Source organism: Pseudomonas sp. WS 5021, from assembly GCF_012985535.1.
In the GTDB taxonomy this organism is placed as follows: domain Bacteria; phylum Pseudomonadota; class Gammaproteobacteria; order Pseudomonadales; family Pseudomonadaceae; genus Aquipseudomonas.
The window spans coordinates 275,803-297,090 of sequence record NZ_JAAQWP010000003.1; the positions used below are offsets into that span (position 1 = coordinate 275,803).

Annotated in this window: 19 protein-coding genes and 1 pseudogene; 12 read left to right on the forward strand and 8 right to left on the reverse strand. The window is 62.1% G+C overall.

Annotated elements, in window-relative coordinates:
- Positions 1 to 100: 100 nt before the first annotated feature.
- From HBO19_RS11185 to HBO19_RS11215, 7 genes are all read left to right on the forward strand, one after another.
- Positions 101 to 1,087: a phosphate ABC transporter substrate-binding protein PstS gene (locus HBO19_RS11185; protein ID WP_038444526.1), complete on the forward strand. Its 987-nt coding sequence runs from the start codon at positions 101 to 103 to the stop codon at positions 1,085 to 1,087.
- A 487-nt stretch (positions 1,088 to 1,574) separates the two neighbouring features.
- Positions 1,575 to 3,608, forward strand: coding sequence for an ABC transporter permease subunit (locus HBO19_RS11190; RefSeq protein ID WP_170057668.1), 2,034 nt, complete (start codon positions 1,575 to 1,577; stop codon positions 3,606 to 3,608).
- A 15-nt stretch (positions 3,609 to 3,623) separates the two neighbouring features.
- Positions 3,624 to 5,294, forward strand: coding sequence for a phosphate ABC transporter permease PstA (pstA, locus tag HBO19_RS11195; protein ID WP_169955431.1), 1,671 nt, complete (start codon positions 3,624 to 3,626; stop codon positions 5,292 to 5,294).
- Between the two features lie 164 nt (positions 5,295 to 5,458).
- Entirely contained in the window at positions 5,459 to 6,292 is an 834-nt protein-coding gene (gene pstB / locus HBO19_RS11200) for a phosphate ABC transporter ATP-binding protein PstB (RefSeq protein ID WP_029289934.1), read from the forward strand.
- Between the two features lie 70 nt (positions 6,293 to 6,362).
- Positions 6,363 to 7,124: a phosphate signaling complex protein PhoU gene (phoU, locus tag HBO19_RS11205; protein WP_057961181.1), complete on the forward strand. Its 762-nt coding sequence runs from the start codon at positions 6,363 to 6,365 to the stop codon at positions 7,122 to 7,124.
- Positions 7,125 to 7,292: 168 nt separating this feature from the next.
- Positions 7,293 to 8,192, forward strand: coding sequence for a response regulator (locus HBO19_RS11210; RefSeq protein ID WP_169955430.1), 900 nt, complete (start codon positions 7,293 to 7,295; stop codon positions 8,190 to 8,192).
- Between the two features lie 168 nt (positions 8,193 to 8,360).
- A complete protein-coding gene (locus HBO19_RS11215; RefSeq protein ID WP_170057525.1) occupies positions 8,361 to 9,041 on the forward strand; it encodes a peptidoglycan DD-metalloendopeptidase family protein in 681 nt (226 codons plus the stop codon).
- A 6-nt stretch (positions 9,042 to 9,047) separates the two neighbouring features.
- Here the strand turns inward: HBO19_RS11215 and HBO19_RS28480 are convergent.
- The 4 genes and pseudogenes from HBO19_RS28480 to phoB form a co-directional block, all read right to left on the reverse strand.
- A pseudogene (locus tag HBO19_RS28480) lies at positions 9,048 to 9,134 on the reverse strand (outer membrane lipoprotein carrier protein LolA); the annotation flags it as partial.
- A gap of 24 nt (positions 9,135 to 9,158) precedes the next feature.
- Positions 9,159 to 10,499: a hemolysin family protein gene (locus tag HBO19_RS11220; RefSeq protein ID WP_029289929.1), complete on the reverse strand. Its 1,341-nt coding sequence runs from the start codon at positions 10,497 to 10,499 to the stop codon at positions 9,159 to 9,161.
- 259 nt (positions 10,500 to 10,758) lie between these two features.
- A complete protein-coding gene (gene phoR / locus HBO19_RS11225) occupies positions 10,759 to 12,045 on the reverse strand; it encodes a phosphate regulon sensor histidine kinase PhoR (protein ID WP_178121202.1) in 1,287 nt (428 codons plus the stop codon).
- An 81-nt stretch (positions 12,046 to 12,126) separates the two neighbouring features.
- The gene (gene phoB / locus HBO19_RS11230) at positions 12,127 to 12,816 is read right to left on the reverse strand and encodes a phosphate regulon transcriptional regulator PhoB (protein ID WP_003176964.1); all 690 of its coding nucleotides are present in this window, start codon (positions 12,814 to 12,816) and stop codon (positions 12,127 to 12,129) included.
- A gap of 152 nt (positions 12,817 to 12,968) precedes the next feature.
- On the opposite strand from phoB, the gene HBO19_RS11235 reads away from it, so the two are divergent.
- Positions 12,969 to 13,349: a hypothetical protein gene (locus HBO19_RS11235; protein WP_169955427.1), complete on the forward strand. Its 381-nt coding sequence runs from the start codon at positions 12,969 to 12,971 to the stop codon at positions 13,347 to 13,349.
- A gap of 102 nt (positions 13,350 to 13,451) precedes the next feature.
- Here the strand turns inward: HBO19_RS11235 and ubiA are convergent, their stop codons facing one another.
- Positions 13,452 to 14,342 carry a 4-hydroxybenzoate octaprenyltransferase gene (gene ubiA, locus HBO19_RS11240; RefSeq protein WP_170057526.1) on the reverse strand — a complete coding sequence of 297 codons (891 nt, stop codon included), beginning with the start codon at positions 14,340 to 14,342 and terminating at the stop codon, positions 13,452 to 13,454.
- Positions 14,342 to 14,905, reverse strand: a complete 564-nt coding sequence (locus HBO19_RS11245; RefSeq protein WP_169955425.1) for a chorismate lyase — start codon at positions 14,903 to 14,905, stop codon at positions 14,342 to 14,344. The genes ubiA and HBO19_RS11245 overlap by 1 nt, the downstream gene beginning before the upstream one ends.
- Before the next feature lie 196 nt (positions 14,906 to 15,101).
- On the opposite strand from HBO19_RS11245, the gene HBO19_RS11250 reads away from it, so the two are divergent.
- The 4 genes from HBO19_RS11250 to HBO19_RS11265 all read left to right on the forward strand — a co-directional run bounded on the left by HBO19_RS11250 (position 15,102) and on the right by HBO19_RS11265 (position 17,586).
- A complete protein-coding gene (locus tag HBO19_RS11250) occupies positions 15,102 to 15,269 on the forward strand; it encodes a rubredoxin (RefSeq protein WP_003213373.1) in 168 nt (55 codons plus the stop codon).
- Between the two features lie 38 nt (positions 15,270 to 15,307).
- Positions 15,308 to 16,456 (forward strand): FAD-dependent oxidoreductase, encoded by a 1,149-nt coding sequence (locus HBO19_RS11255; RefSeq protein WP_169955424.1) that lies wholly within the window; start codon positions 15,308 to 15,310, stop codon positions 16,454 to 16,456.
- Between the two features lie 190 nt (positions 16,457 to 16,646).
- Positions 16,647 to 16,922: an HU family DNA-binding protein gene (locus HBO19_RS11260; protein ID WP_003213368.1), complete on the forward strand. Its 276-nt coding sequence runs from the start codon at positions 16,647 to 16,649 to the stop codon at positions 16,920 to 16,922.
- A gap of 286 nt (positions 16,923 to 17,208) precedes the next feature.
- The gene (locus tag HBO19_RS11265; protein ID WP_029289848.1) at positions 17,209 to 17,586 is read left to right on the forward strand and encodes a hypothetical protein; all 378 of its coding nucleotides are present in this window, start codon (positions 17,209 to 17,211) and stop codon (positions 17,584 to 17,586) included.
- A gap of 122 nt (positions 17,587 to 17,708) precedes the next feature.
- Here the strand turns inward: HBO19_RS11265 and HBO19_RS11270 are convergent, their stop codons facing one another.
- Both HBO19_RS11270 and recG read right to left on the reverse strand, forming a co-directional pair.
- A complete protein-coding gene (locus HBO19_RS11270; RefSeq protein WP_170057527.1) occupies positions 17,709 to 19,109 on the reverse strand; it encodes an aminoacyl-tRNA deacylase and HDOD domain-containing protein in 1,401 nt (466 codons plus the stop codon).
- A 102-nt stretch (positions 19,110 to 19,211) separates the two neighbouring features.
- Positions 19,212 to 21,287, reverse strand: a complete 2,076-nt coding sequence (gene recG / locus HBO19_RS11275; protein WP_057961010.1) for an ATP-dependent DNA helicase RecG — start codon at positions 21,285 to 21,287, stop codon at positions 19,212 to 19,214.
- Position 21,288 lies beyond the last annotated feature (1 nt).

Below are 21,288 nucleotides of genomic sequence, written 5' to 3' on the forward strand. Positions count from 1 at the left end.
TGGCCTTTCATCTAATTGTCATATTCCAGACATAGAGTGTTCACACGGCCTACCGATACTTGGCCCCGATCCAACTATCCCTATCTGCTAGGAGTAAGGCATGAAACTGAAGCGTTTGATGGCGGCAATGACTTTTGTCGCTGCTGGCGTTGCGACTGCCCACGCGGTGGCCGCTGGTGTTGACCCGGCAATTCCGGCCTATACCAAGACCACTGGTGTATCGGGCAACTTGTCCAGCGTCGGTTCCGATACCCTGGCCAACCTGATGACCCTGTGGGCCGAGAACTACAAAAAAGAATACCCGAACGTAAACATCCAGATTCAAGCCGCCGGCTCTTCCACCGCGCCGCCTGCACTCACCGAAGGCACCGCCAACCTGGGCCCGATGAGCCGCAAGATGAAGGACAACGAACTGCAGGCTTTCGAGCAGAAGTACGGCTACAAGCCGACGGCTATCCCGGTGGCCGTGGACGCCCTGGCTGTATTCGTACACAAGGACAACCCGATCAAGCACCTGACCATGGCTCAGGTCGATGCCGTGTTCTCGTCGACTCGCCTGTGCGGCGCCAAGGCTGACGCCAAGACCTGGGGTGACCTGGGTGTGACCGGTGACCTGGCCAACAAGCCAGTGCAACTGTTCGGTCGTAACTCGGTATCCGGCACCTACGGCTACTTCAAGGAAGAAGCGCTGTGCAAAGGTGACTTCAAGCCAAACGTCAACGAACAACCAGGCTCGGCTTCGGTCGTGCAGTCCATCAGCTCCTCGCTGAACGGCATCGGTTACTCGGGCATCGGCTACAAGACTGCCAGCGTGAAAACCGTTGCCCTGGCCAAGAAAGAAGGCGGCGAGTTCGTCGAAGACACCGAAGAAAACGCCCTGAACGGCAAGTACCCGCTGTCGCGTTTCCTCTACGTGTACATCAACAAGGCTCCGAACAAGCCTCTGGCCCCGCTGGAAGCCGAGTTCGTGAAACTGGTTCTGTCCAAACAGGGCCAGGAAGTTGTAGTCAAGGATGGCTACATCCCACTGCCAGCCAAAGTTGCCGCCAAGGCACTGGCTGACCTGGGTCTGAAAGAAGGCAAATAAGCCTGCACTACCTGGTGTAGATGCATGCTCTTGTGTGGGAGCGGGCTTGCCCGCGATGCAGGCGACGCGGTTTAAAATTGAAATCGTGTTGATGCCATCGCGGGCCAACCCGCTCCCATGACAAGCCGGTCTACACTCCTAATTTTTCGGTCCGCTGCCAGCCCTGCTACGCGGCGGATTTTTTGCGTCACTGCATTGTCATCTTTCTGTCATACAGGATCGCTAGGGTGTGCGCATGAATGATCTGGCCAATTCCACCATGACGACGACTTCTCCTCCCAAGCGCATTGATTTCAATACGCCTGAGCTGCAACGCAAGCGCCGCATCCGCGCGCTCAAGGACCGCCTGACCCGTTGGTATGTACTGGTCGGCGGCCTTGCCGTCCTCGGCGCTATCACGCTGATTTTCTTCTTCCTGGCCTACGTGGTCGCGCCGCTGTTCCAGGGTGCCAGCCTGACCAAGGACGAGGCCCTGAGCCCGGCCTGGATGCAGGATGCCGGCAAGCCGTTGCTGATCTCGCTGGAAGAGCAGAACCAGGTCGCCATGCGGGTTTCCGACAAGGGCCAGGCGTTGTTCTTCAGCGTTGATACCGGTGCTGAACTCAAGCGTGTCGACCTGGCCCTGCCGGCCGGCGCCAGCGTGGTGTCCATCGGTGAAGACCAGCCCGGCAGCCCGCTGGTAATCCTTGGCTTGTCCAATGGCCAGTCCCTGGTGTTCCGTCACTCTTATAAAGTGTCGTACCCGGACGGCAAGAAGACCATTTCGCCCGAAATCGAATACCCCTACGGCGACACGCCAATAGTGCTCGACGAAGCCGGTCGGCCGCTGGAACATGTCGCCCTCAACGCCACTGACAGCTCGCTGATCGTTGCCGGTTCCGCCGGTTCGCACCTGAACGTGTTGTCGGTGAGCCGCGAAGAAAACATGATGACCGGCGAAGTGGTCAGCGAGCAGAAGCGTATCGACCTGCCGCAAATGACCGAGCCTGTCAAAGCGATCTTTGTCGATCCGCGCCAGCAATGGCTGTATGTGATCAACGGTCGCGCCCTGGCCGATGTGTTCAGCCTGCGGGACAACAGCCTCAACGGTCGATACAAATTATTGGAAGATGGCAACGCCGAAATCACCGCCAGCACCCAACTGGTGGGCGGTATCTCGCTGATCGTCGGCGACTCCAAGGGTGGCCTGGCCCAGTGGTTCATGGCCCGTGACCCGGATGGCGAGCAACACCTCAAGCAGATCCGTACTTTCCAGATGGGCACCACGCCTATCGTTGAAATCACCGCTGAAGAGCGTCGCAAAGGCTTCACCGCCCTGGATGCCTCCGGCAAGTTCGGGGTGTTCCACAGTACCGCGCACCGCACTTTGCTGGTGGACCCGGTGGTCGAAGGCCAGGGCATCTTTGGCATGTCGCCACGGGCCAACCGCGTGATCGTCGAAGCCAGCGGCAAGCTGCAGCCGTTGACCCTCGACAACCCGCACCCGGAAGTGTCCTGGAGCGCGTTGTGGAGCAAGGTCTGGTACGAAAACTACGACGAGCCTAAATACGTCTGGCAATCGACCGCCGCCAACAGCGACTTCGAACCGAAGATGAGCCTGGCGCCACTGACCTTCGGTACGCTCAAGGCCGCGTTCTACGCCATGCTGCTGGCTGCACCCCTGGCCATCGCCGCGGCGATCTACACCGCTTACTTCATGGCTCCGAGCCTGCGCCGCAAGGTCAAGCCGGTGATCGAGCTGATGGAAGCGATGCCGACGGTAATCCTCGGCTTCTTCGCCGGCCTGTTCCTGGCGCCGTATGTCGAAGGGCACCTGCCGGGGATTTTCAGCCTGCTGATGTTGTTGCCGATTGGCATCCTCGTCGCCGGCTTTGTTTTCAGCCGCCTGCCTGAGTCGATCCGCCTGCGGGTTCCCGATGGCTGGGAAAGCGCGATCCTGATCCCGGTGATCCTGTTTGTGGGCTGGCTCTCGCTGTACATGAGCCCGTACCTGGAAACCTGGTTCTTCGGTGGCGACATGCGCATGTGGATCTCCCACGACCTGGGCATCACCTACGACCAGCGCAACGCCCTGGTAGTCGGCCTGGCCATGGGTTTTGCGGTGATCCCGAACATCTACTCCATCGCCGAAGACGCCGTGTTCAGCGTGCCGCGTGGCCTGACCCTGGGCTCCCTGGCGCTGGGCGCTACGCCTTGGCAGACCATGACCCGTGTGGTGTTGCTGACCGCAAGCCCGGGGATTTTCTCGGCGCTGATGATCGGCATGGGCCGTGCAGTGGGCGAAACCATGATCGTGCTGATGGCCACGGGTAACACCCCGGTCATGGAAATGAACCTGTTCGAAGGCCTGCGAACGCTCGCCGCCAACGTCGCGGTGGAAATGCCCGAGTCGGAAGTGGGCGGCAGTCACTACCGCGTGCTGTTCCTCTCGGCGCTGGTGCTGCTGCTGTTTACCTTCGTCATGAACACCCTCGCCGAGCTGATCCGTCAGCGTCTGCGCAAGAAATACTCGTCGCTTTAAGAAAGGTAGAAGTCTGTGAAACAGAACTCCCTGAATGGATGGTTCAAGAGCGGCGCCCCTGGCGTCTGGATCAGCGGTGGCGCGGTGGCCATCGCGGTCATCATGACCATTGGTTTGCTGGCTGTGATTGCCGTACGCGGCTTGGGTCACTTCTGGCCGGCCGACCTGATCCAGGCCAACTACAACGTGCCGGGCCAGGCCAACCACATCGTCATCGGCGAAGTGGTACAGAAAGAACAAGTGCCGCGCGAGCGCCTGAAAAGCGCTGGCCTGCCGGTGCCGGACGAAGGTCCGGAGTTCATGACCCGCGAGCTGATCAAGGTCGGCAACCGGGACTTGAACGGCAATGACTTCACCTGGATCGTCGGCGAGTGGCTGACCAACCAGACCACGCCTGTCGAGTTGATGGCCATCGAGCGTCGTGAGTGGGGCAACTTCTACGGCACCCTGGTCAACGTCAAGCAGGATGGCAAAGTCATCGCCGAAGGCGAGGCGGCGTGGCCCGAGCTGCAGGCGCGGGTTGAGCGGGTGAACAGGTTGGCTGCCGATCTCAAGACCCTTGAGAAGAGCGACATTGGTGCGATCAACGCCGGCCTGGAGCGAATCCGCCTGCACGGTCGCAAACTGGAACTCAGCGGCAAGCTCGACGCTGCCGCCCAGGCTGACATGGATGCCGACCGCGCCGAGCTGAATGCGCGTTACCAGGCCGTCGAGGCGCGCCTGACCGACCTGCACGCCCAGTTCAACCGCGACAGCCTCACGGCCCGTGACGCCAACGGCAAAGAGCTGGAAATCAACATCGGCCATGTGGTGCATGCCTACCAGCCGAACGCCATGGGCACCCTGACCAAGATGGGTTTCTATGTCAGCAAGGTCTGGGAATTCCTCAGCGATGACCCGCGGGAAGCCAACACCGAAGGCGGGATCTTCCCGGCGATCTTCGGCACCGTGATGATGACCCTGATCATGGCGATGATCGTGACTCCGTTCGGCGTGCTGGCGGCGGTCTACCTGCGTGAATACGCCAAGCAGAACACCTTGACCCGCATTATCCGTATCGCGGTGAACAACCTGGCGGGCGTCCCGGCGATTGTCTACGGCGTATTCGGCCTGGGCTTCTTTGTGTACGTGCTGGGTGGTTCGGTGGACCGCCTGTTCTTCCCCGAAGCCCTGCCGGCGCCGACCTTCGGTACGCCGGGCCTGTTGTGGGCTTCGTTGACCCTGGCGCTGCTGGCGGTGCCGGTGGTGATCGTGGCCACCGAAGAAGGCCTGGCGCGAATCCCACGCACGGTGCGTGAAGGTTCCCTGGCACTGGGTGCGACCAAGGCCGAAACCCTGTGGAAAATCGTCCTGCCCATGGCCAGCCCGGCGATGATGACCGGCATGATCCTCGCGGTGGCCCGCGCCGCGGGTGAAGTAGCACCGCTGATGCTGGTGGGTGTGGTCAAGCTGGCGCCATCGCTGCCGCTGGACGGCAACTACCCGTACCTGCACCTGGACCAGAAGATCATGCACCTGGGCTTCCATATCTACGACGTCGGCTTCCAGAGCCCCAACGTCGAGGCCGCCCGTCCGCTGGTGTACGCCACCGCGTTCCTGCTGGTGCTGGTGATCGCCACCCTGAACCTGTCGGCGGTATGGATTCGTAACCACCTGCGCGAAAAGTACAAGGCACTGGATAGCTGACACGGTCCAATGTGGGAGCTGGCTTGCCTGCGATGCAGACGACGCGGTGTATCAGTAAGACCGCAGTGATGCCATCGCAGGCAAGCCAGCTCCCACAGACACAGAATTTGAGTAAGCCGCTCCAGCGGTTCAACGAAACGAATTGGTAGCACAGGGAGCATCCCATGCAACATGAAACCCATTCCCACGGCATCAACATGTCAGCCCTGGGTCGCGACAAGCAGAGCCTGAGCCTGGCCGAAGAAACCGTGGCCATCGAAGTCCCGGGCCTGAGCCTGTACTACGGTGAGAAGCAGGCCCTGTTCGACGTCAGCATGAACATCCCCAAGCAGCGCGTGACCGCCTTTATCGGCCCGTCGGGCTGCGGCAAGTCCACGCTGTTGCGCACCTTCAACCGCATGAACGACCTGGTGGACGGTTGCCGTGTGGAAGGCGCGATCAACCTCTACGGCAGCAACATCTACCGCAAGGGCGAAGACGTGGCCGAGCTGCGTCGCCGGGTGGGCATGGTGTTCCAGAAGCCTAACCCGTTCCCCAAGACCATCTACGAAAACGTGGTCTATGGCCTGCGGATCCAGGGCATCAACAAGAAGCGCATCCTCGACGAAGCGGTGGAGTGGGCCCTCAAGGGCGCGGCGCTGTGGGACGAGGTCAAGGACCGCCTGCACGAATCGGCCCTCGGCCTGTCCGGCGGCCAGCAGCAGCGTCTGGTGATTGCCCGGACCATCGCCGTGGAGCCGGAAGTGCTGCTGCTCGACGAACCGTGCTCGGCACTCGACCCGATCTCGACGCTGAAAGTCGAAGAGCTGATCTACGAGCTCAAGTCCAAGTTCACCATCGTCATCGTGACCCACAACATGCAACAGGCGGCGCGGGTTTCCGACTACACCGCGTTCATGTACATGGGCAAACTGGTGGAGTTCGGCGATACCGATACCCTGTTCACCAATCCGGCGAAGAAGCAGACCGAAGACTACATCACCGGTCGCTACGGCTAGGAAGCTGTGGTTTTTATTGCACTGACGCTGCGGTTCTCCGCACCTTACCGGACGCTCCAAGGACGCCAACATGATTAGCAAAGAAGGCCTTACCCACCACATCTCCGCGCAGTTCAACGCCGAGCTTGAGGAAGTGCGCAGCCACCTCCTGGCCATGGGCGGGCTGGTGGAGAAGCAAGTCAACGACGCGGTGACCGCGCTGATCGAGGCCGACTCGGGCCTGGCCCAGCAAGTGCGCGAGATCGACGACCAGATCAACCAGATGGAGCGCAACATCGACGAGGAATGCCTGCGCATCCTCGCTCGTCGCCAGCCGGCGGCCTCCGACCTGCGGTTGATCATCAGTATTTCCAAGTCGGTGATCGACCTGGAGCGCATCGGCGATGAAGCCACCAAGATCGCCCGTCGCGCCATCCAGTTGTGCGAAGAAGGCGAAGCGCCGCGCGGTTACGTCGAAGTGCGTCACATCGGCGACCAGGTGCGCAACATGGTGCGCGATGCGCTGGATGCGTTTGCCCGCTTTGACGCCGACCTGGCGTTGTCGGTGGCCCAGTACGACAAGATCATCGACCGCGAGTACAAGACCGCCCTGCGTGAGCTGGCGACCTACATGATGGAAGATCCGCGCTCCATCTCGCGGGTATTGAGCATCATCTGGGTACTGCGCTCCCTGGAGCGGATCGGCGACCACGCGCGCAATATCTCGGAATTGGTCATTTACCTGGTACGCGGCACCGACGTGCGGCACATGGGCCTCAAGCGCATGAAAGCCGAAGTTGAAGGCACGGCCGATCAAATCCCTAATGTTCCGGCCGAATCTGACGATAAGTAAGATTGCCCGAGAAATAAACGCCCGGCCTCTGGTCGGGCGTTTGCGTTTGTGGCGTATGAGTTTTGCGCTGCGGGCAGCCATAAAGTCCCGGCGTGACTGACGAGTTTTTGGCAAAATGCCATCAGTTAAGCGTTTTGCTTGCCGGGGTTTTGAGAGGATGAAGGGTCGATGAGTAAAGTCAGTGTATTGGTGGTGGATGACGCCTCGTTTATTCGCGACCTGGTGAAGAAGTGCCTGCGTAACTACTTCCCCGGTATCAAGATTGAAGATGCGGTGAACGGCAAAAAGGCCCAGGCCATCCTGATGCGCGAAACCTTCGACATGGTGCTGTGCGACTGGGAAATGCCGGAAATGTCTGGCCTGGAACTGTTGACCTGGTGCCGTGAGCAGCCACAGCTCAAGTCCATGCCGTTTGTCATGGTCACCAGCCGTGGCGACAAGGAAAACGTGGTCCAGGCCATCCAGGCCGGCGTCTCCGGCTATGTCAGCAAGCCGTTCACCAACGAACAGTTGCTGAACAAGGTCAAGCAGGCCCTGAATAAGATCGGTCGCCTCGACGCCTTGCTGGCCAGTGCGCCGACCAAGATGAACTCGGCTTTCGGCAACGACTCCCTCAGCGCCCTGACCGGTGGCAAGCCCGAAGCGGTCAAGCCCGCCCCGGTGGCCGCGCCGAGCAAAGGCCTGCTCAACAGCCCGCCCGTGCAGTCCACCGCCGCCCCCTCGGCCGCCAGCGGTCGCGGCCAGGGCCAATTGCGCCTGTCCAGTGGCACCCAGCAATGTGTGATCAAGGGCCTGAGCATCAAGGAGGCGCTGCTGGTGGTGCGCCGTGGCGACGTCCTGCCGCAAGTGCTGGAAAGTGCTGTGCTTGACCTTGAACAAGGCGAGAACGCCGAAACCGCCCGCCTCAACGGCTACCTGCACGCCATCGTCGCCTACGAACCACGCCCCGACAGCGACTGGCTGCAACTGACCTTCCGCTTTATCGACCAGGACGCGCAGAAGCTGGACTACATCTCCCGGCTGATTGCCCGGGGCACCGCGCAGAAGCATTTTGTGCCGGGTGCCTGAACCGACCCCCTGATCCCTGTAGATGCTGGCTTGCCAGCGATGGCGTGGCGCGGTGACAGATAAACCGCCATCGCCGGCAAGCCGGCTCCTACAGGGGCGTCGGTCTACACAACAGTGTCATGAACCCTTGCTAGCCTGCCGTTCAGTCATACCCGGCAGGTTTATCCGATGCTTGTGCGTTTTATGTTGTTTTGTGGCCTGTGTGCGGTCGCTTCATCGACCCTGGCCATGACCCTCTATCGTTCCACCGATGCCCGTGGCGTGGTGTTTTTCAGCGAGCAGAAGACCCCCGGCGCCCAGGCGTTTGTGTTCCAGGAACGGCGGGTGGTGCCGGTGAAGCGCCAGGTGCTTGATCCCCAGCCGCGGCGTAACTTGCGGCCGGCGCAGTTCCAGCGCTACCCGTTGCCCTGGCGTGGCGGGCCTTTCCGCCTGACCCAGGGGCCTGGCGGCACGTTCAGTCATTCTGACGTCAAGAGTCGCTACGCCATGGATATCGCCATGCCCGAGGGCACGCCGATCATCGCTGCGCGGGCCGGCTTGGTGGTGAAGACCGAGAACAACCAATCCGGGCGCGGCAGTGACCCGTCGGGCAACTTCGTGCGGGTGTTGCACGATGACGGCACCCAGGGTGTGTATCTGCACCTCAAACGAGGGTCGGTCAGCGTCAGGGATGGGCAGCACGTGGGGGTGGGCAGCCCGCTGGGGCAGTCGGGCAATACCGGTAACAGCAGCGGGCCACACCTGCATTTTGTGGTGCAGCGCGATACGGGGGCGGGGTGGGTGTCGATTCCGTATGAGTTCACGCAGCCGGTACAGGCCTTGCCCAACTTTGCGTCGGGCACGCGGTAAGGCTTTTGTAGGAGCGAGCTTGCTCGCGAAAAACCTGAGGGCGCTGCCGGGTGTCAGGATCCCAGCGTTATCGTTAACGTCCTTCGCGAGCAAGCTCGCTCCTACAGGGGGTGTGCCCTAGTCGAGCATCAGGACCTTGGCCAGCACGATTTTCGGGCCTTTCATCTTCTTGATGATGATCCGCAGGCCTTCCACTTCCAGCACTTCTTCCTCTTCCGGCACCCGGTTGAGGGTGTCGTAGATCAAGCCAGCGAGGGTTTCGGCCTCGATGTGGTCCAGGTCGATGCCCAGCAGGCGCTCGATCTTGAACAGCGGCGTGTCACCACGCACCAGCAGTTTGCCCGGCTGGTAGGCGAGGATGCCGCGCTCGGCCTTGCGGTGTTCGTCCTGGATATCGCCCACCAGCACTTCCAGCACGTCTTCCATGGTCAGGTAGCCGATGATGTTGCCGTCGGCTTCCTCTACCAGGGCAAAGTGCGCGCCGCCCTTGCGGAACTGTTCGAGCAATTGCGACAGCGGCATGTGCCGCGACACGCGCTCCAGCGGGCGGGTCAGCTCGGCCAGGTTGAACGACTCGGGAATATGATCCAGGGCCGCCAGTTCCAGCAGCAGATCCTTGATGTGCAGCAGGCCGACAAACTCACCACGCACCGGGTCGTACACCGGGTAGCGACTGAATTTGTGGCGGCGGAACAGCGCGAGGATTTCCTTGAGCGGCGCGTTGAAGTCCAGGGTCACCAGGTCTTCCCGCGAGTTGGCCCAGTCCACTACTTCCAGTTCGCCCATTTCCACGGCCGAGGCCAGCACGCGCATGCCTTGGTCGCTTGGGTCCTGGCCACGGCTGGAGTGCAGGATCAGCTTGAGTTCTTCGCGGCTGTAATGGTGCTCGTGATGGGGGCCGGGCTCGCCCTGGCCGGCGATGCGCAGGATCGCGTTGGCGCTGGCGTTGAGCAGGTAGATTGCCGGGTACATCGCCCAGTAGAACAGGTACAGCGGCACCGCCGTCCACAGCGACAGCAACTCGGGCTTGCGAATGGCCCAGGACTTGGGCGCCAGTTCACCGACCACGATGTGCAGGTAGGAAATCACGAAGAAGGCGGCAAAGAACGACACGCCCTTGATGACTTCAGGCGACTCGACGCCCATGGCCCCCAGCAACGGCTCCAGGATGTGCGCAAAAGCCGGCTCACCGACCCAGCCCAAGCCCAGGGAGGCGAGGGTGATACCCAGCTGGCAGGCCGACAGATACGCGTCGAGCTGGCTGTGTACGGTGCGCAGGATCTGCCCGCGCCAGCCGTTGGTGTGGGCGATGGCCTCGACCCGGGTGGAGCGCAGTTTGACCATGGCAAATTCCGCCGCAACGAAGAAACCGTTGAGCAGTACCAGGATCAGTGCAAAAAGAATCATGCCGAAATCGGCGAAGAGTGTCGCGAGGGTGATACCAGGGGAAGGGTCCATGATGGGGTTTTGCGGGTTCCGTGTATTCAAAAAGGGGTGATGGCTGTGCCTCAAGGGCGGGCACAAGTCAGGCAATGTAGCGGCTGAAGGGGCGCTTGCCTAGTGGCGGCTGCCGGGCGGATCCGTGAATGCCTGCTGCATTGGGCTCATGTGGGAGCTGGCTTGCCTGCGATGCAGGCGCCTAGGTCTTACAGATGCACCGAGGTGATGCTATCGCAGGCAAGCCAGCTCCCACAGGAGGGTGGGGGTTATTTTCAGATTAATCCTTCGTCGCGATTGCTTGCGAACGACTGACCTGCGTCGGCGCAAAGTGGCAGGTAAAGGTGCTGCCATGGCCCAGGACGCTGCTGATTTCCAGGCGGGCCCGATGGCGCAACAGCACGTGCTTGACGATCGCCAAGCCCAGCCCCGTACCGCCGGTGTTGGAGTTGCGGCTGGAGTCGACGCGGTAGAAACGCTCGGTCAGGCGTGGCAGGTGTTTACTGTCGATACCAATCCCCGAATCCTGCACGCTCAGGTGCGCCCCCTGCTGATCGGCCCACCAGCGGATGCGGATCGTGCCTTTGTCCTGGGTGTACTTCACAGCGTTGAACACCAGGTTGGAAAAAGCACTGCGCAATTCGCCCTCGCTGCCCTTGAGCAGCACCGACGGGTCGGCTTCCAGGGTAATGATCTGGCCGCGCTCGCCGGACAGGGCCTGGGCATCGTTTTTGATGGTCTGCAGCAGGCTCTGTACGGCCACGGGGTGGTTGTCCGAGGGGTAGTCGGTGGCTTCCAGCTTGGCCAGCAGCAGCAGGTCGTTGAGCAGGGTCTGCATGCGTGAGCCCTGTTGCTGCATCTGCTGCAAGGCACGGTTCCAGCGCGGGTTGACGCCTTCGACGTTGTCCAGCAGCGTCTCCAGGTAGCCACAGATCACCGTCAGCGGCGTACGCAATTCGTGGGAGACGTTGGCGACGAAATCCTTGCGCATCTGTTCCAACTGATGGATGCGGGTGACGTCGCGCACCAGCATCAAGTGTTCATTGTTGCCATAGCGCGTGAGGTACAGCTGGATGCGCACCCGATCGTTGGTGGGCGACGGGATTTCCAGGGCTTCCTCGTAGTTATCCTGCTCGAAGTATTCCTTGAAACGCGGATGGCGTACCAGGTTGGTCACCGGCTGGCCGCTGTCCTGGGGCGTCTTGAGGCCCAGCAGGGTCTCGGCGGCGCGGTTCCACCATTCCAGGTTGCCGTCGCTGTCGAGCATGATCACCGCGTCCTTGAGCGCGGCCGTCGACTCCTGGACCCGGTCGATCACCGCTTGCAGGCGGCCCCGCACCCGCTGGTCGCGGCGTTGCAGGTGATAGATGCTGTCGAACACCTCGCCCCACAGGCCGTAGCCGTCGGGTGGTGCTTCGTCGGGTTTGTGCTGGCGCAGCCACTCGTGCAGGCGCAGCAATTGCTTGAGGGTCCAGCCCAGGTAGAGGCCCAGGCCGATGGCCAGGCTCCAGCCGTAGTAGCCGCTGATCAGGCCGACCAACAGGCAGCCGGTGACCAGCAGGAGCATGTGGCGGATCAGGGTGCCATGCCAGTTTTGGTTCACTTGAACATGCGTCCTTGTCGGCTGTTAAGTCTGGGAAGGGCTGGCTCAGCCTTTGGTGGAAAACCGATAGCCGGTACCGCGCACGGTTTGTACCAGATTCTCGTAGGCATCGCCCAAGGCTTTGCGCAGGCGGCGGATATGCACGTCCACGGTGCGCTCCTCGACATACACATTGCCGCCCCACACCTGGTCCAGCAATTGCCCACGGGTATAGGCGCGTTCCTGGTGGGTCATGAAGAACTGCAACAGGCGGTATTCGGTGGGGCCCATTTCGGCAGGCTTGCCGTCGATGGTCACGCGGTGGCTGATCGGGTCCAGCAGCAGGCCGCCGACTTCAATCGGCGCCTCGCCATCGGTCGGGCCGGCGCGGCGCAGCACGGCCTTCAGACGTGCGACCAGTTCCCGTGGGGAAAACGGCTTGGTGATGTAGTCATCGGCGCCGACTTCCAGGCCCTGGATCTTGTTGTCCTCTTCGCCCTTGGCGGTGAGCATGATGATCGGGATATCCCCGGTCAGCTCATCGCGCTTGAGGCGCCGGGCCAGCTCGATGCCAGAGGTGCCGGGCAGCATCCAGTCCAGCAGGATCAGGTCCGGCTTGCGGTCGACGATAATGGCGTGGGCCTGCTGGGAGTTCTCTGCCTCCAGGCAGTCATAGCCGGCCATTTCCAACGCAACGGCGATCATTTCGCGAATGGGCGCTTCGTCGTCAACGATCAGAATGCTCCTGCCAACCATGCTAAGTCCTCTTGTCATTTAACTGTCTTGCGCCGCATTAGATAACGGAATTATTGCAGTCGTGTGACAGTATTTTACTGGCCTGCGCAATCGGCCTAGTCCTGAACTACGCTTTGAGTCCGAATCCTGACAACCGCAAAAGGAAGGTTCTGATGACTCAAGGTATTTTTTCCTGGAAAGCCCTGCTGGTCACGGCGGCGTTGACGCTGCCGACACTGGCTGTCGCGGCGGACCCGGCCATGACTAAAGACGGGATGTTGGTGGACCACAAGGGCATGGCGCTCTATACCTTTGCCAAGGATGCCGACGGCAAGTCCAACTGCAACGACAAGTGCGCCACCAACTGGCCGCCGTTGAAGGCCGAGTCCACCGATAAACCGATGGGCAAGTGGACCGTCATCACCCGTGACGACAACACCAGCCAATGGGCCTATGACGGCAAGCCGCTGTATACCTTCATCGCCGACAAGAAGGCCGGCGATGCGACCGGCGACGGCAAAATGGACGGCGCCTGGAAGGTCGCCAAGCCCTGAACTCCCCTGTAGGAGCCGGCTTGCCGGCGATGGCGGCCCTGAAACCACCGCAGGGCTGCTGGCCTCATCGCCGGCAAGCCGGCTCCTACAAGCTACAGGGCATTATCGGAAGGCGTAGTCGGCCACAATCCCGAGAAAAATCGCCAACCCTGCCCAATGGTTGTGCAAAAACGCCTTGAAGCACTTCATCCGGTCCCGATCCCGGGTGTACCAGAACTCCCAGGCAAAACACCCCGCCGCCGCCACCAGCCCCAGGTGGAACCAGCCGCCCAGTTCGAAGCGTGAGCCCGCCAGTAGCAGGCAAAGCAGCGCGAGCCCCTGCAAGGTAAGGATGATGATCCGGTCGGCATCGCCAAACAGGATCGCGGTGGATTTGACGCCGATTTTCAGATCGTCATCGCGGTCGGTCATGGCGTAGTAGGTGTCGTAGGCCACGGTCCACAGCAGGTTGGCGATATACAGCAGCCACGCAATGGCCGGCAGGCTGCCGGTCTCGGCGGTAAACGCCATGGGCATGCCCCAGGAAAACGCCGCGCCGAGCACCACTTGCGGGTAATAGGTGTAGCGCTTCATGAAGGGGTAGCTGACGGCCAGGGCCAGGCCGCCCAGGGACAGCCAGATGGTGGCGGCATTGGTCAGCAGCACCAGCAAAAAGCTGATGGCCATCAGCACCGCAAAGAACACCAGGGCCTCTTTGGAGCTGATCTTGCCGCTGGCCAACGGGCGTTGCGCGGTGCGCTTCACATGGCCGTCGACCTTGCGGTCAGCCCAGTCATTGATCACGCAACCGGCGGCACGGGTCAGGGTCACGCCCAACACAAAAATCACGATATTGCTCAACGATGGCGAGCCCTTGCCGGCAATCCACAGTGCCCACAGGGTGGGCCACAGCAGCAGATAGATGCCGATGGGCTTGTCCATCCGCGTCAGTTGCACAAAGTCCCAGGCCCGTGGGTTCAAGCGGTTCAGGGATTGGAGCAGGCGCTGGTACATCAGCAATCCTCCGCAGATTGCTGCACGGCTTGCCACAGGCTCGGCAGGAACACTTCCGCCACCAACACGCTCAACGCGCCGCGATCAAAGCGCGAGCGCCGCGCCCACAAGCCATTGGCCTGATCGGCTTGCGGCAGCCAGGCGCGTGGGTAGTGGCAGACCTCGATGGCCTGGCGGGTGAAGGCCTGGTCACAAAACAGCAACTCGCCCAGGGAGCGACTGCCCAACTCATCCATATGCAAGCCATCGCCCTGCAAGGCACTGCGCGCCGCCACGCTGCGGGCGAACACCCAGGCCTGGCCGTGACCGCGCAAATACACCTCGCGTACCCAGCCAATACTGGCCGCTGGCAGGTCGAGGGCGGCGCATTCGTCGTCTCGCAGGGGCTGCCAGCCTTCGTACAGCGGCGTAACACTGAAACCATCGTTGGACAGGTGCGTCAGGCGGCGGGTCAGCGAGCCTTCATCGAACAGCCAGTCAAGGGCGGGGGGGGCGGGCAGAGGGCGTAGAAGGCTCTGGTTCAGCCATTGGCAGGCATCGGGAACGGCAATCGAATGCGGCACGGGGAGTCATTATTGGCAGTTAATGAGGCGCCGAGCTTACCATGGCAGCCTGGATTGTTGCCGGCGTGTGCCGGGACATTGGGTCGAACATGCTTGCATCTGGGCGCCCCGATCAGTACAAAACGCCCTGAGCCGCACGGCAATGCTGGATCTATCGACCGTCGGCCAGTAAGCCTGGACCCTGAGGAAGCAAGTAATGAAGAAGTGGCAATGTGTAGTCTGTGGCCTGATCTATGACGAGAAGGACGGTTGGCCGGATGACGGGATCGCCCCAGGTACCCTGTGGCAGGACGTCCCGGAAGACTGGCTGTGCCCGGACTGCGGCGTCGGCAAAATGGATTTTGAAATGATCGAAATCGGTTGATTCGCTGAATTTAAGAAACGCACTACAAGGAGAATGGAATGAGCGCACCTGTCGTGATCATCGGTACGGGCTTGGCCGGTTACAACCTGGCTCGGGAGTTTCGCAAGCTCGACAGCGAAACCCCGCTGTTGCTGATCACCGCGGATGATGGGCGTTCCTACTCCAAGCCCATGCTCTCCACCGGTTTTGGCAAAAACAAGGATGCCGATGGCCTGAGCATGGCGACCCCTGGCGCCATGGCTGAGCAACTCAAGGCCGAGGTGCGCACCCATACCCGAATCAGTGGGATCGACCCTGGGCATAAGCGCCTGTGGATCGGCGAGGAGGCGGTGGCCTACCGCGACCTGATCCTGGCCTGGGGCGCCCAGACTGTGCAGGTGCCCGTCGAGGGCGATGCCGCTGAATTGATTTTCCCGATCAACGACCTGGAAGACTACGCGCGCTTTCGCCACGCCGCTGTCGGCAAGCGCCGGGTGTTGCTATTGGGTGCGGGCCTGATCGGCTGTGAATTTGCCAACGACCTGATCCTGGGTGGCTACACCATCGACCTGGTGGCACCGTGCGAGCAAGTCATGCCGACCCTGCTGCACCCGGCGGCGGCTGCAGCGGTGCAGGCCGGGTTGGAAGGCCTGGGCGCACGCTTCCACCTGGGCCCGGTGCTTAACCGCCTGCAACGCACGGCTGACGGCCTGGAGGCCCACCTGTCCGATGGCACGGTGATTGATTGCGACCTTGTGGTTTCCGCCATCGGCCTGCGCCCCCGGGTGGACCTGGCGGCTGCGGCCGGCCTGCAAATCAGCCGTGGGATCATGGTCGACCGCCACCTCAAGACCTCCCACGCCAATATCTACGCCCTGGGCGACTGCGCCGAGGTCGATGGCCTGAACCTGTTGTACGTCATGCCCCTGATGAGCTGCGCCCGCGCCCTGGCCCAGACCCTGGCGGGCAACGCCACGGCGGTCAACTACGGGCCGATGCCGGTCACGGTGAAAACCCCGGCGTGCCCACTGGTGGTCTCACCACCGCCACGGGGCACTGAAGGCGTGTGGAGTGTCGAAGGGCAGGGCGGCGACATCAAGGCCTTGTGCCGCGATGCCAGCGGTCGCCTGCTGGGCTATGCGCTTACCGGTACGGCAGTCATGGAAAAACTGGCCCTGAATAAGGAACTTCCGCCTCTGCTGGCGTAAATGCTGGTCGTTCTGTCGGAATAAGCACCTTTTTCCCCCTAGAAAGGTCGCCGCGAGACTGGCGCAGGCACCAATGGCATGCCATCCTCACTCCCGTCTGCCGCAGAGTAGAGCCTGCGGCGCCTTGGCGCTGCTCCAGCAGAGAGCAGCACGGACATAACAACAAAAAACCGTCAAAGAGGCTTCACCTATGCGTAAACCAGAACTCGCAGCCGCCATTGCAGAAAAAGCAGACCTGACCAAAGAACAGGCCAACCGCGTCCTCAACGCCGTTCTTGAAGAAATCACTGGCGCCTTGCACCGCAAGGACAGCGTCACCCTGGTTGGTTTCGGCACCTTCCTGCAGCGCCACCGTGGCGCCCGCACCGGCAAAAACCCGCAAACCGGCGAGCCGGTGAAAATCAAGGCGAGCAACACCGTAGCGTTCAAACCGGGCAAGTCGCTTAAAGACAGCGTCAACCCGTAAGCGCGGCACCGCCTCGAAGGGAGGCGTGGAGGTATGAAAAATGGGCACGCCGACTGGGTCGGGTGCCCATTTTTGTTGGGTCGCGTTCTTGGGCCACGACGGTCGTGTGGGTGGCGCTTGGAGTGACCGAGTGGGCACCGATGCCTTGCCCTGACGTTTGAGCCAAGTTGTTGCTATAAGCGGTAAACGCCATCCGATCTCCGGCTAACGCGGGAGATCGGTGGCGTTCCGCGCGCAAATCGTTAAACTGCTGCGGCCACCCAATAATTACACTGAGGCCGTGTGCATGAAATTTCGTTTTCTCCTGTGGGTGCTGGGCCTGATGATGGCCAAAGCCAGCCGCAACAACCCCGCGTTCCAGCAGCAGTTGGGTGACAAAGACCTGGCATTCCAGCTGCAGACCCTCGACGGCAAGGTCGCCCGCCACTTCATCGTCAAAGACCAGCGCATCACCAGCCGCTCGGGCGTACACCCGGAGCCTGCGTTCGCCATCGCCTTCAAAGACGCCGCCTATGGCTTCGCCACGATGCAGGCGAAGAACAAGCAACTGGCGTTCATGACGGGGATTCAGGACAAGTCGATCCAGATCAAGGGCAACCCGGCCCTGGTGATGTGGTTCCAGGGCTTGACCAAGTATTTGAAGCCGAAGAAAAAGAAGGCCTGAAAGACCGAGTTGCATTCATCGCAGGCAAGCCAGCTCCCACTTTTGACCGAGTTCCAACGCTGGAATGCACTCAAAATGTGGGAGCTGGCTTGCCTGCGATAGCAGTACAACAGGCGCCAGCTTTATCCCTGGCTGAACTGCGACGCCAACTCCCGCAACAACACCTCGGCATCCAACACCTTGCTCACCACGTCCTCGGCCTTGTCGCGGCTCAGACCCAGGCGCTCCAGCAACTCGTCCGGAATCTCGGCCTCAGGCCCGGAACCAATCCCCCGCCCGCGCAGCAAACGCACCGCCAGGCATACCAGGTTCGGGTATTCGGCGTATTGGCCGTCGTAGCTCGGGTCGTGCTGGAAGCGCAGGGCCGTGGACAGCTCTTGCGGCATATCCCAGTAACGCATCAGCCAGGCGCCGATCTGTTCGCGGCTGATGCCCAGCAAGTGCTGCTCGATATAGCTGTGGCACAGGTGCGGGTTGACCTCCAGGTGCCGGCAGATCAGCGAGAAGTGCGGTGGGAAGACGTGGGCCAGTAACAGGTAACCAAAGTTGTGCAGCAGGCCCGCCAGGTAGGTCAGGCCGGCTTCCGGACGCTGGGCGCGGGGCATGGCGCGGGTCAGGCCTTCAATCACCGCAGCGGTGTAGATCGACTGGTGCCAGTAGGGCGTGGCCTGTTGCGGATGGTCCTTGGGCAGGCTCAGGGTCTTGCCCAGCGCCAGGCCCAGGGCCAGGTTGATCACCAGGTCGAAGCCCAGCACGCGCACAATCGCATCCTCTACCGAACGGATCTTGCCCGGCGAGGCGTAGTACGGCGATGCCGCCCAGCTCACCACTTGCGCGGCCAGGGCCGGGTCGGTCTCGACCACGCCGGTGATGTCGTCGATGGTCGCGTTCGGGTCAACCCGCAGCTTGATGATCTTCTGCGCGGTGTCGGCCAGCGGCGGAATCTCGATGGTGGCTTCCAGCCTTTGCTGGATGCGGCGGGCGGTAAACGCCTGCATGGCCTGGGAGATTTCGTCGCGGTCATCGTTAGGGCGATCGAAGTTGGGCCGGATGCTGCTCAAGGGCTCGCCGAAGTTGGCGGCGCTGGCTTTGCTCAGCATGCGCTTGAAGTCATCGCTGGCGATTTCCAGCAGCACCGTGGCTTCGCCCGAGTGCACCAGCAGGGTCGGCTCGCGCAGCAGGCGTTCTTCATACAGGCATGGCGAGCTGGTCAACGGCGGCAGGCCGGGCAGCAGGCTCAGGCTGTGTTTGCCGAGCATGCGCTCCAGGCGCTCCGGTGCGACGGCGGTGAGGTTGCGCCCGGTCAGCTCGGTAAGGCGATTGAGATCCAGCAACTGGCTCTGGGGGAACAGCACCATCAGGGCGCCCACCGCGTCATCGAGCAGTACCGCTTGAACCTTTCGGGCCGGGTTAAGGCCGGGGTGTTCGGTGACTTCCGTGTAGCTGATGGCGAGTTTCGCGAGCAGGTCCCGAATGACCGATGGGGCAGTCGGCGGGGCTGTGGCGTGGGCAACTTCTGACATGGCCGGATCCAATTTCCTACATTTGCTTGGAGTATAACCAGCTTGGTTCGGCGGGGGGGTGTCTAACTGCGGTTTGTGATGGTGTCGGCTACTGGCAGTCTGTCAGACCTGGCCGTATTGCTGGCCGTGGCGCAGCCAGCGATCCAGCAGCGGGCTGACGTGGTGCGGCCAGCGTTCCAGCAGGGCCTGGGCGGCGTCGCGCACGGCGGGCAGCAGGTCGGCGTCGCGCATCAGGTCGGCCACTTTAAATTGCAGCAGGCCGGTCTGGCGGGTGCCGAGCATTTCGCCGGGGCCGCGCAGTTCCAGGTCTTTTTCGGCGATCACGAAGCCGTCGTTGGTCTCGCGCATGATCCCCAGGCGCTGGCGGCCAATCTGCGACAGCGGCGGATGGTAGAGCAGCACACAGTGGCTGGCGGCACTGCCCCGGCCGACACGACCGCGTAGCTGGTGCAGTTGCGCCAGGCCCAGGCGCTCGGGGTTTTCGATGATCATCAGGCTGGCGTTGGGCACATCCACGCCGACTTCGATGACTGTGGTGGCGACCAGCAATTGCAGGTTGCCGGCCTTGAACTCGGCCATCACTGCAGCTTTTTCCGCAGGCTTCATGCGCCCGTGGATCAGCCCGACCTTGAGCTCGCCCAGGGCGCTGGTGAGGTCTTCGTAGGTGGTTTCGGCCGCCTGGCAGGTCAGTTCTTCGGACTCCTCGATCAGCGTGCATACCCAATACGCCTGGCGCCCCTCGGCGCAGGCGCCGCGCACGCGCTCGATGACTTCGACGCGGCGGGTGTCGGTGACCAATACGGTGTTGACCGGGGTGCGGCCGGGCGGCAGCTCGTCGAGGATCGAGGTGTCGAGGTCGGCGTAGGCACTCATGGCCAATGTGCGTGGGATCGGGGTGGCCGTCATGATCAACTGGTGCGGATTCATCCGCCCGCCCACGCCCTTTTCGCGCAGGGCCAGGCGTTGCTGCACGCCAAAGCGGTGCTGTTCGTCGATGATTACCAGGGCCAGGTTCTTGAATTTCACTTCGTCCTGGAACAGCGCGTGAGTACCTACCACCATCGGGGCGCCAGCGGCGATCTGCTCCAGGGCGGCAGTGCGGTTCTTGCCCTTGAGCTTGCCCGCCAACCATGCCACTTCCAGGCCCAGGGGTTCGAGCCAGCGCTTGAAGGTGATGAAGTGCTGCTCAGCGAGGATCTCGGTCGGTGCCATCAACGCCACCTGGTAGCCGGCCTCCAGGGCCTGCAGCGCGGCCAGGGCCGCGACCACGGTCTTGCCGGCGCCAACATCGCCCTGGATCAGGCGCAGCATGGGTTCTTTCTGGCTCAGGTCGTAGGCGATTTCATTGCCTACGCGTTGCTGCGCGCCGGTCGGCGCAAAGCCGAGGTTGGCCAGGTATTGCGCGGGCAGGCGCGTGGCTTTGGGCATCGCTGGCGCACGCAGGGAGCGCATGCTTTCGCGCAGGCGTTGCTGGGACAATTGGTGGGTCAGCAACTCTTCAAAGGCCAGGCGATGCTGGGCCCAGTGATGACCCAGGGCCAGCTCATCGACATCGGCATCGGCCGGTGGATGGTGCAGATAGCGAATCGCATCCGCCAGGGGCGCCAACTGGTAGTCACGGGCCAGCTCCTGCGGCAGCCAATCGGGCAGGCTCTGCGGGCCGAGCAGGGTCAGGGTCTGCATGCACAGCTGGCGCAGGCGCTGTTGCGTCAGGCCCTCGGTGAGCGGATAGATGGGAGTGAGGGTGGTGTCTACCGGCGGCGGTTCGTCGCCGGTAATGGCGCGGTATTCCGGATGGTAGATTTCCAGGCCCGAGGCACCCGGGCGCGCTTCACCGTAGCAACGCACGCGAGTGCCGCGCTTGAGGCCTTCCTTTTGCGCGTTGCTGAAATGGTAGAAGCGCAGGCTCAGGCCACCGGTGCCGTCCTGCAGGCGCACCACCAGGCTGCGGCGCTTGCCCATCACTACATCGGCACCGCTGACGGTGCCTTCGACCACCGCGTCCTGCCCGGGGCGCAGATGGCCGATGGGCACTACGCGGGTGCGGTCCTGATAGCGCAGGGGCAGGTGAAAGAGCACGTCCTGGAGGTTTTCCAGGCCGACCTTGGCCAGCTTCTCGGCCATGGCTTCACCGACACCCTTGAGTGCCGTCACCGACACCTGCGACAACTCAGTCATA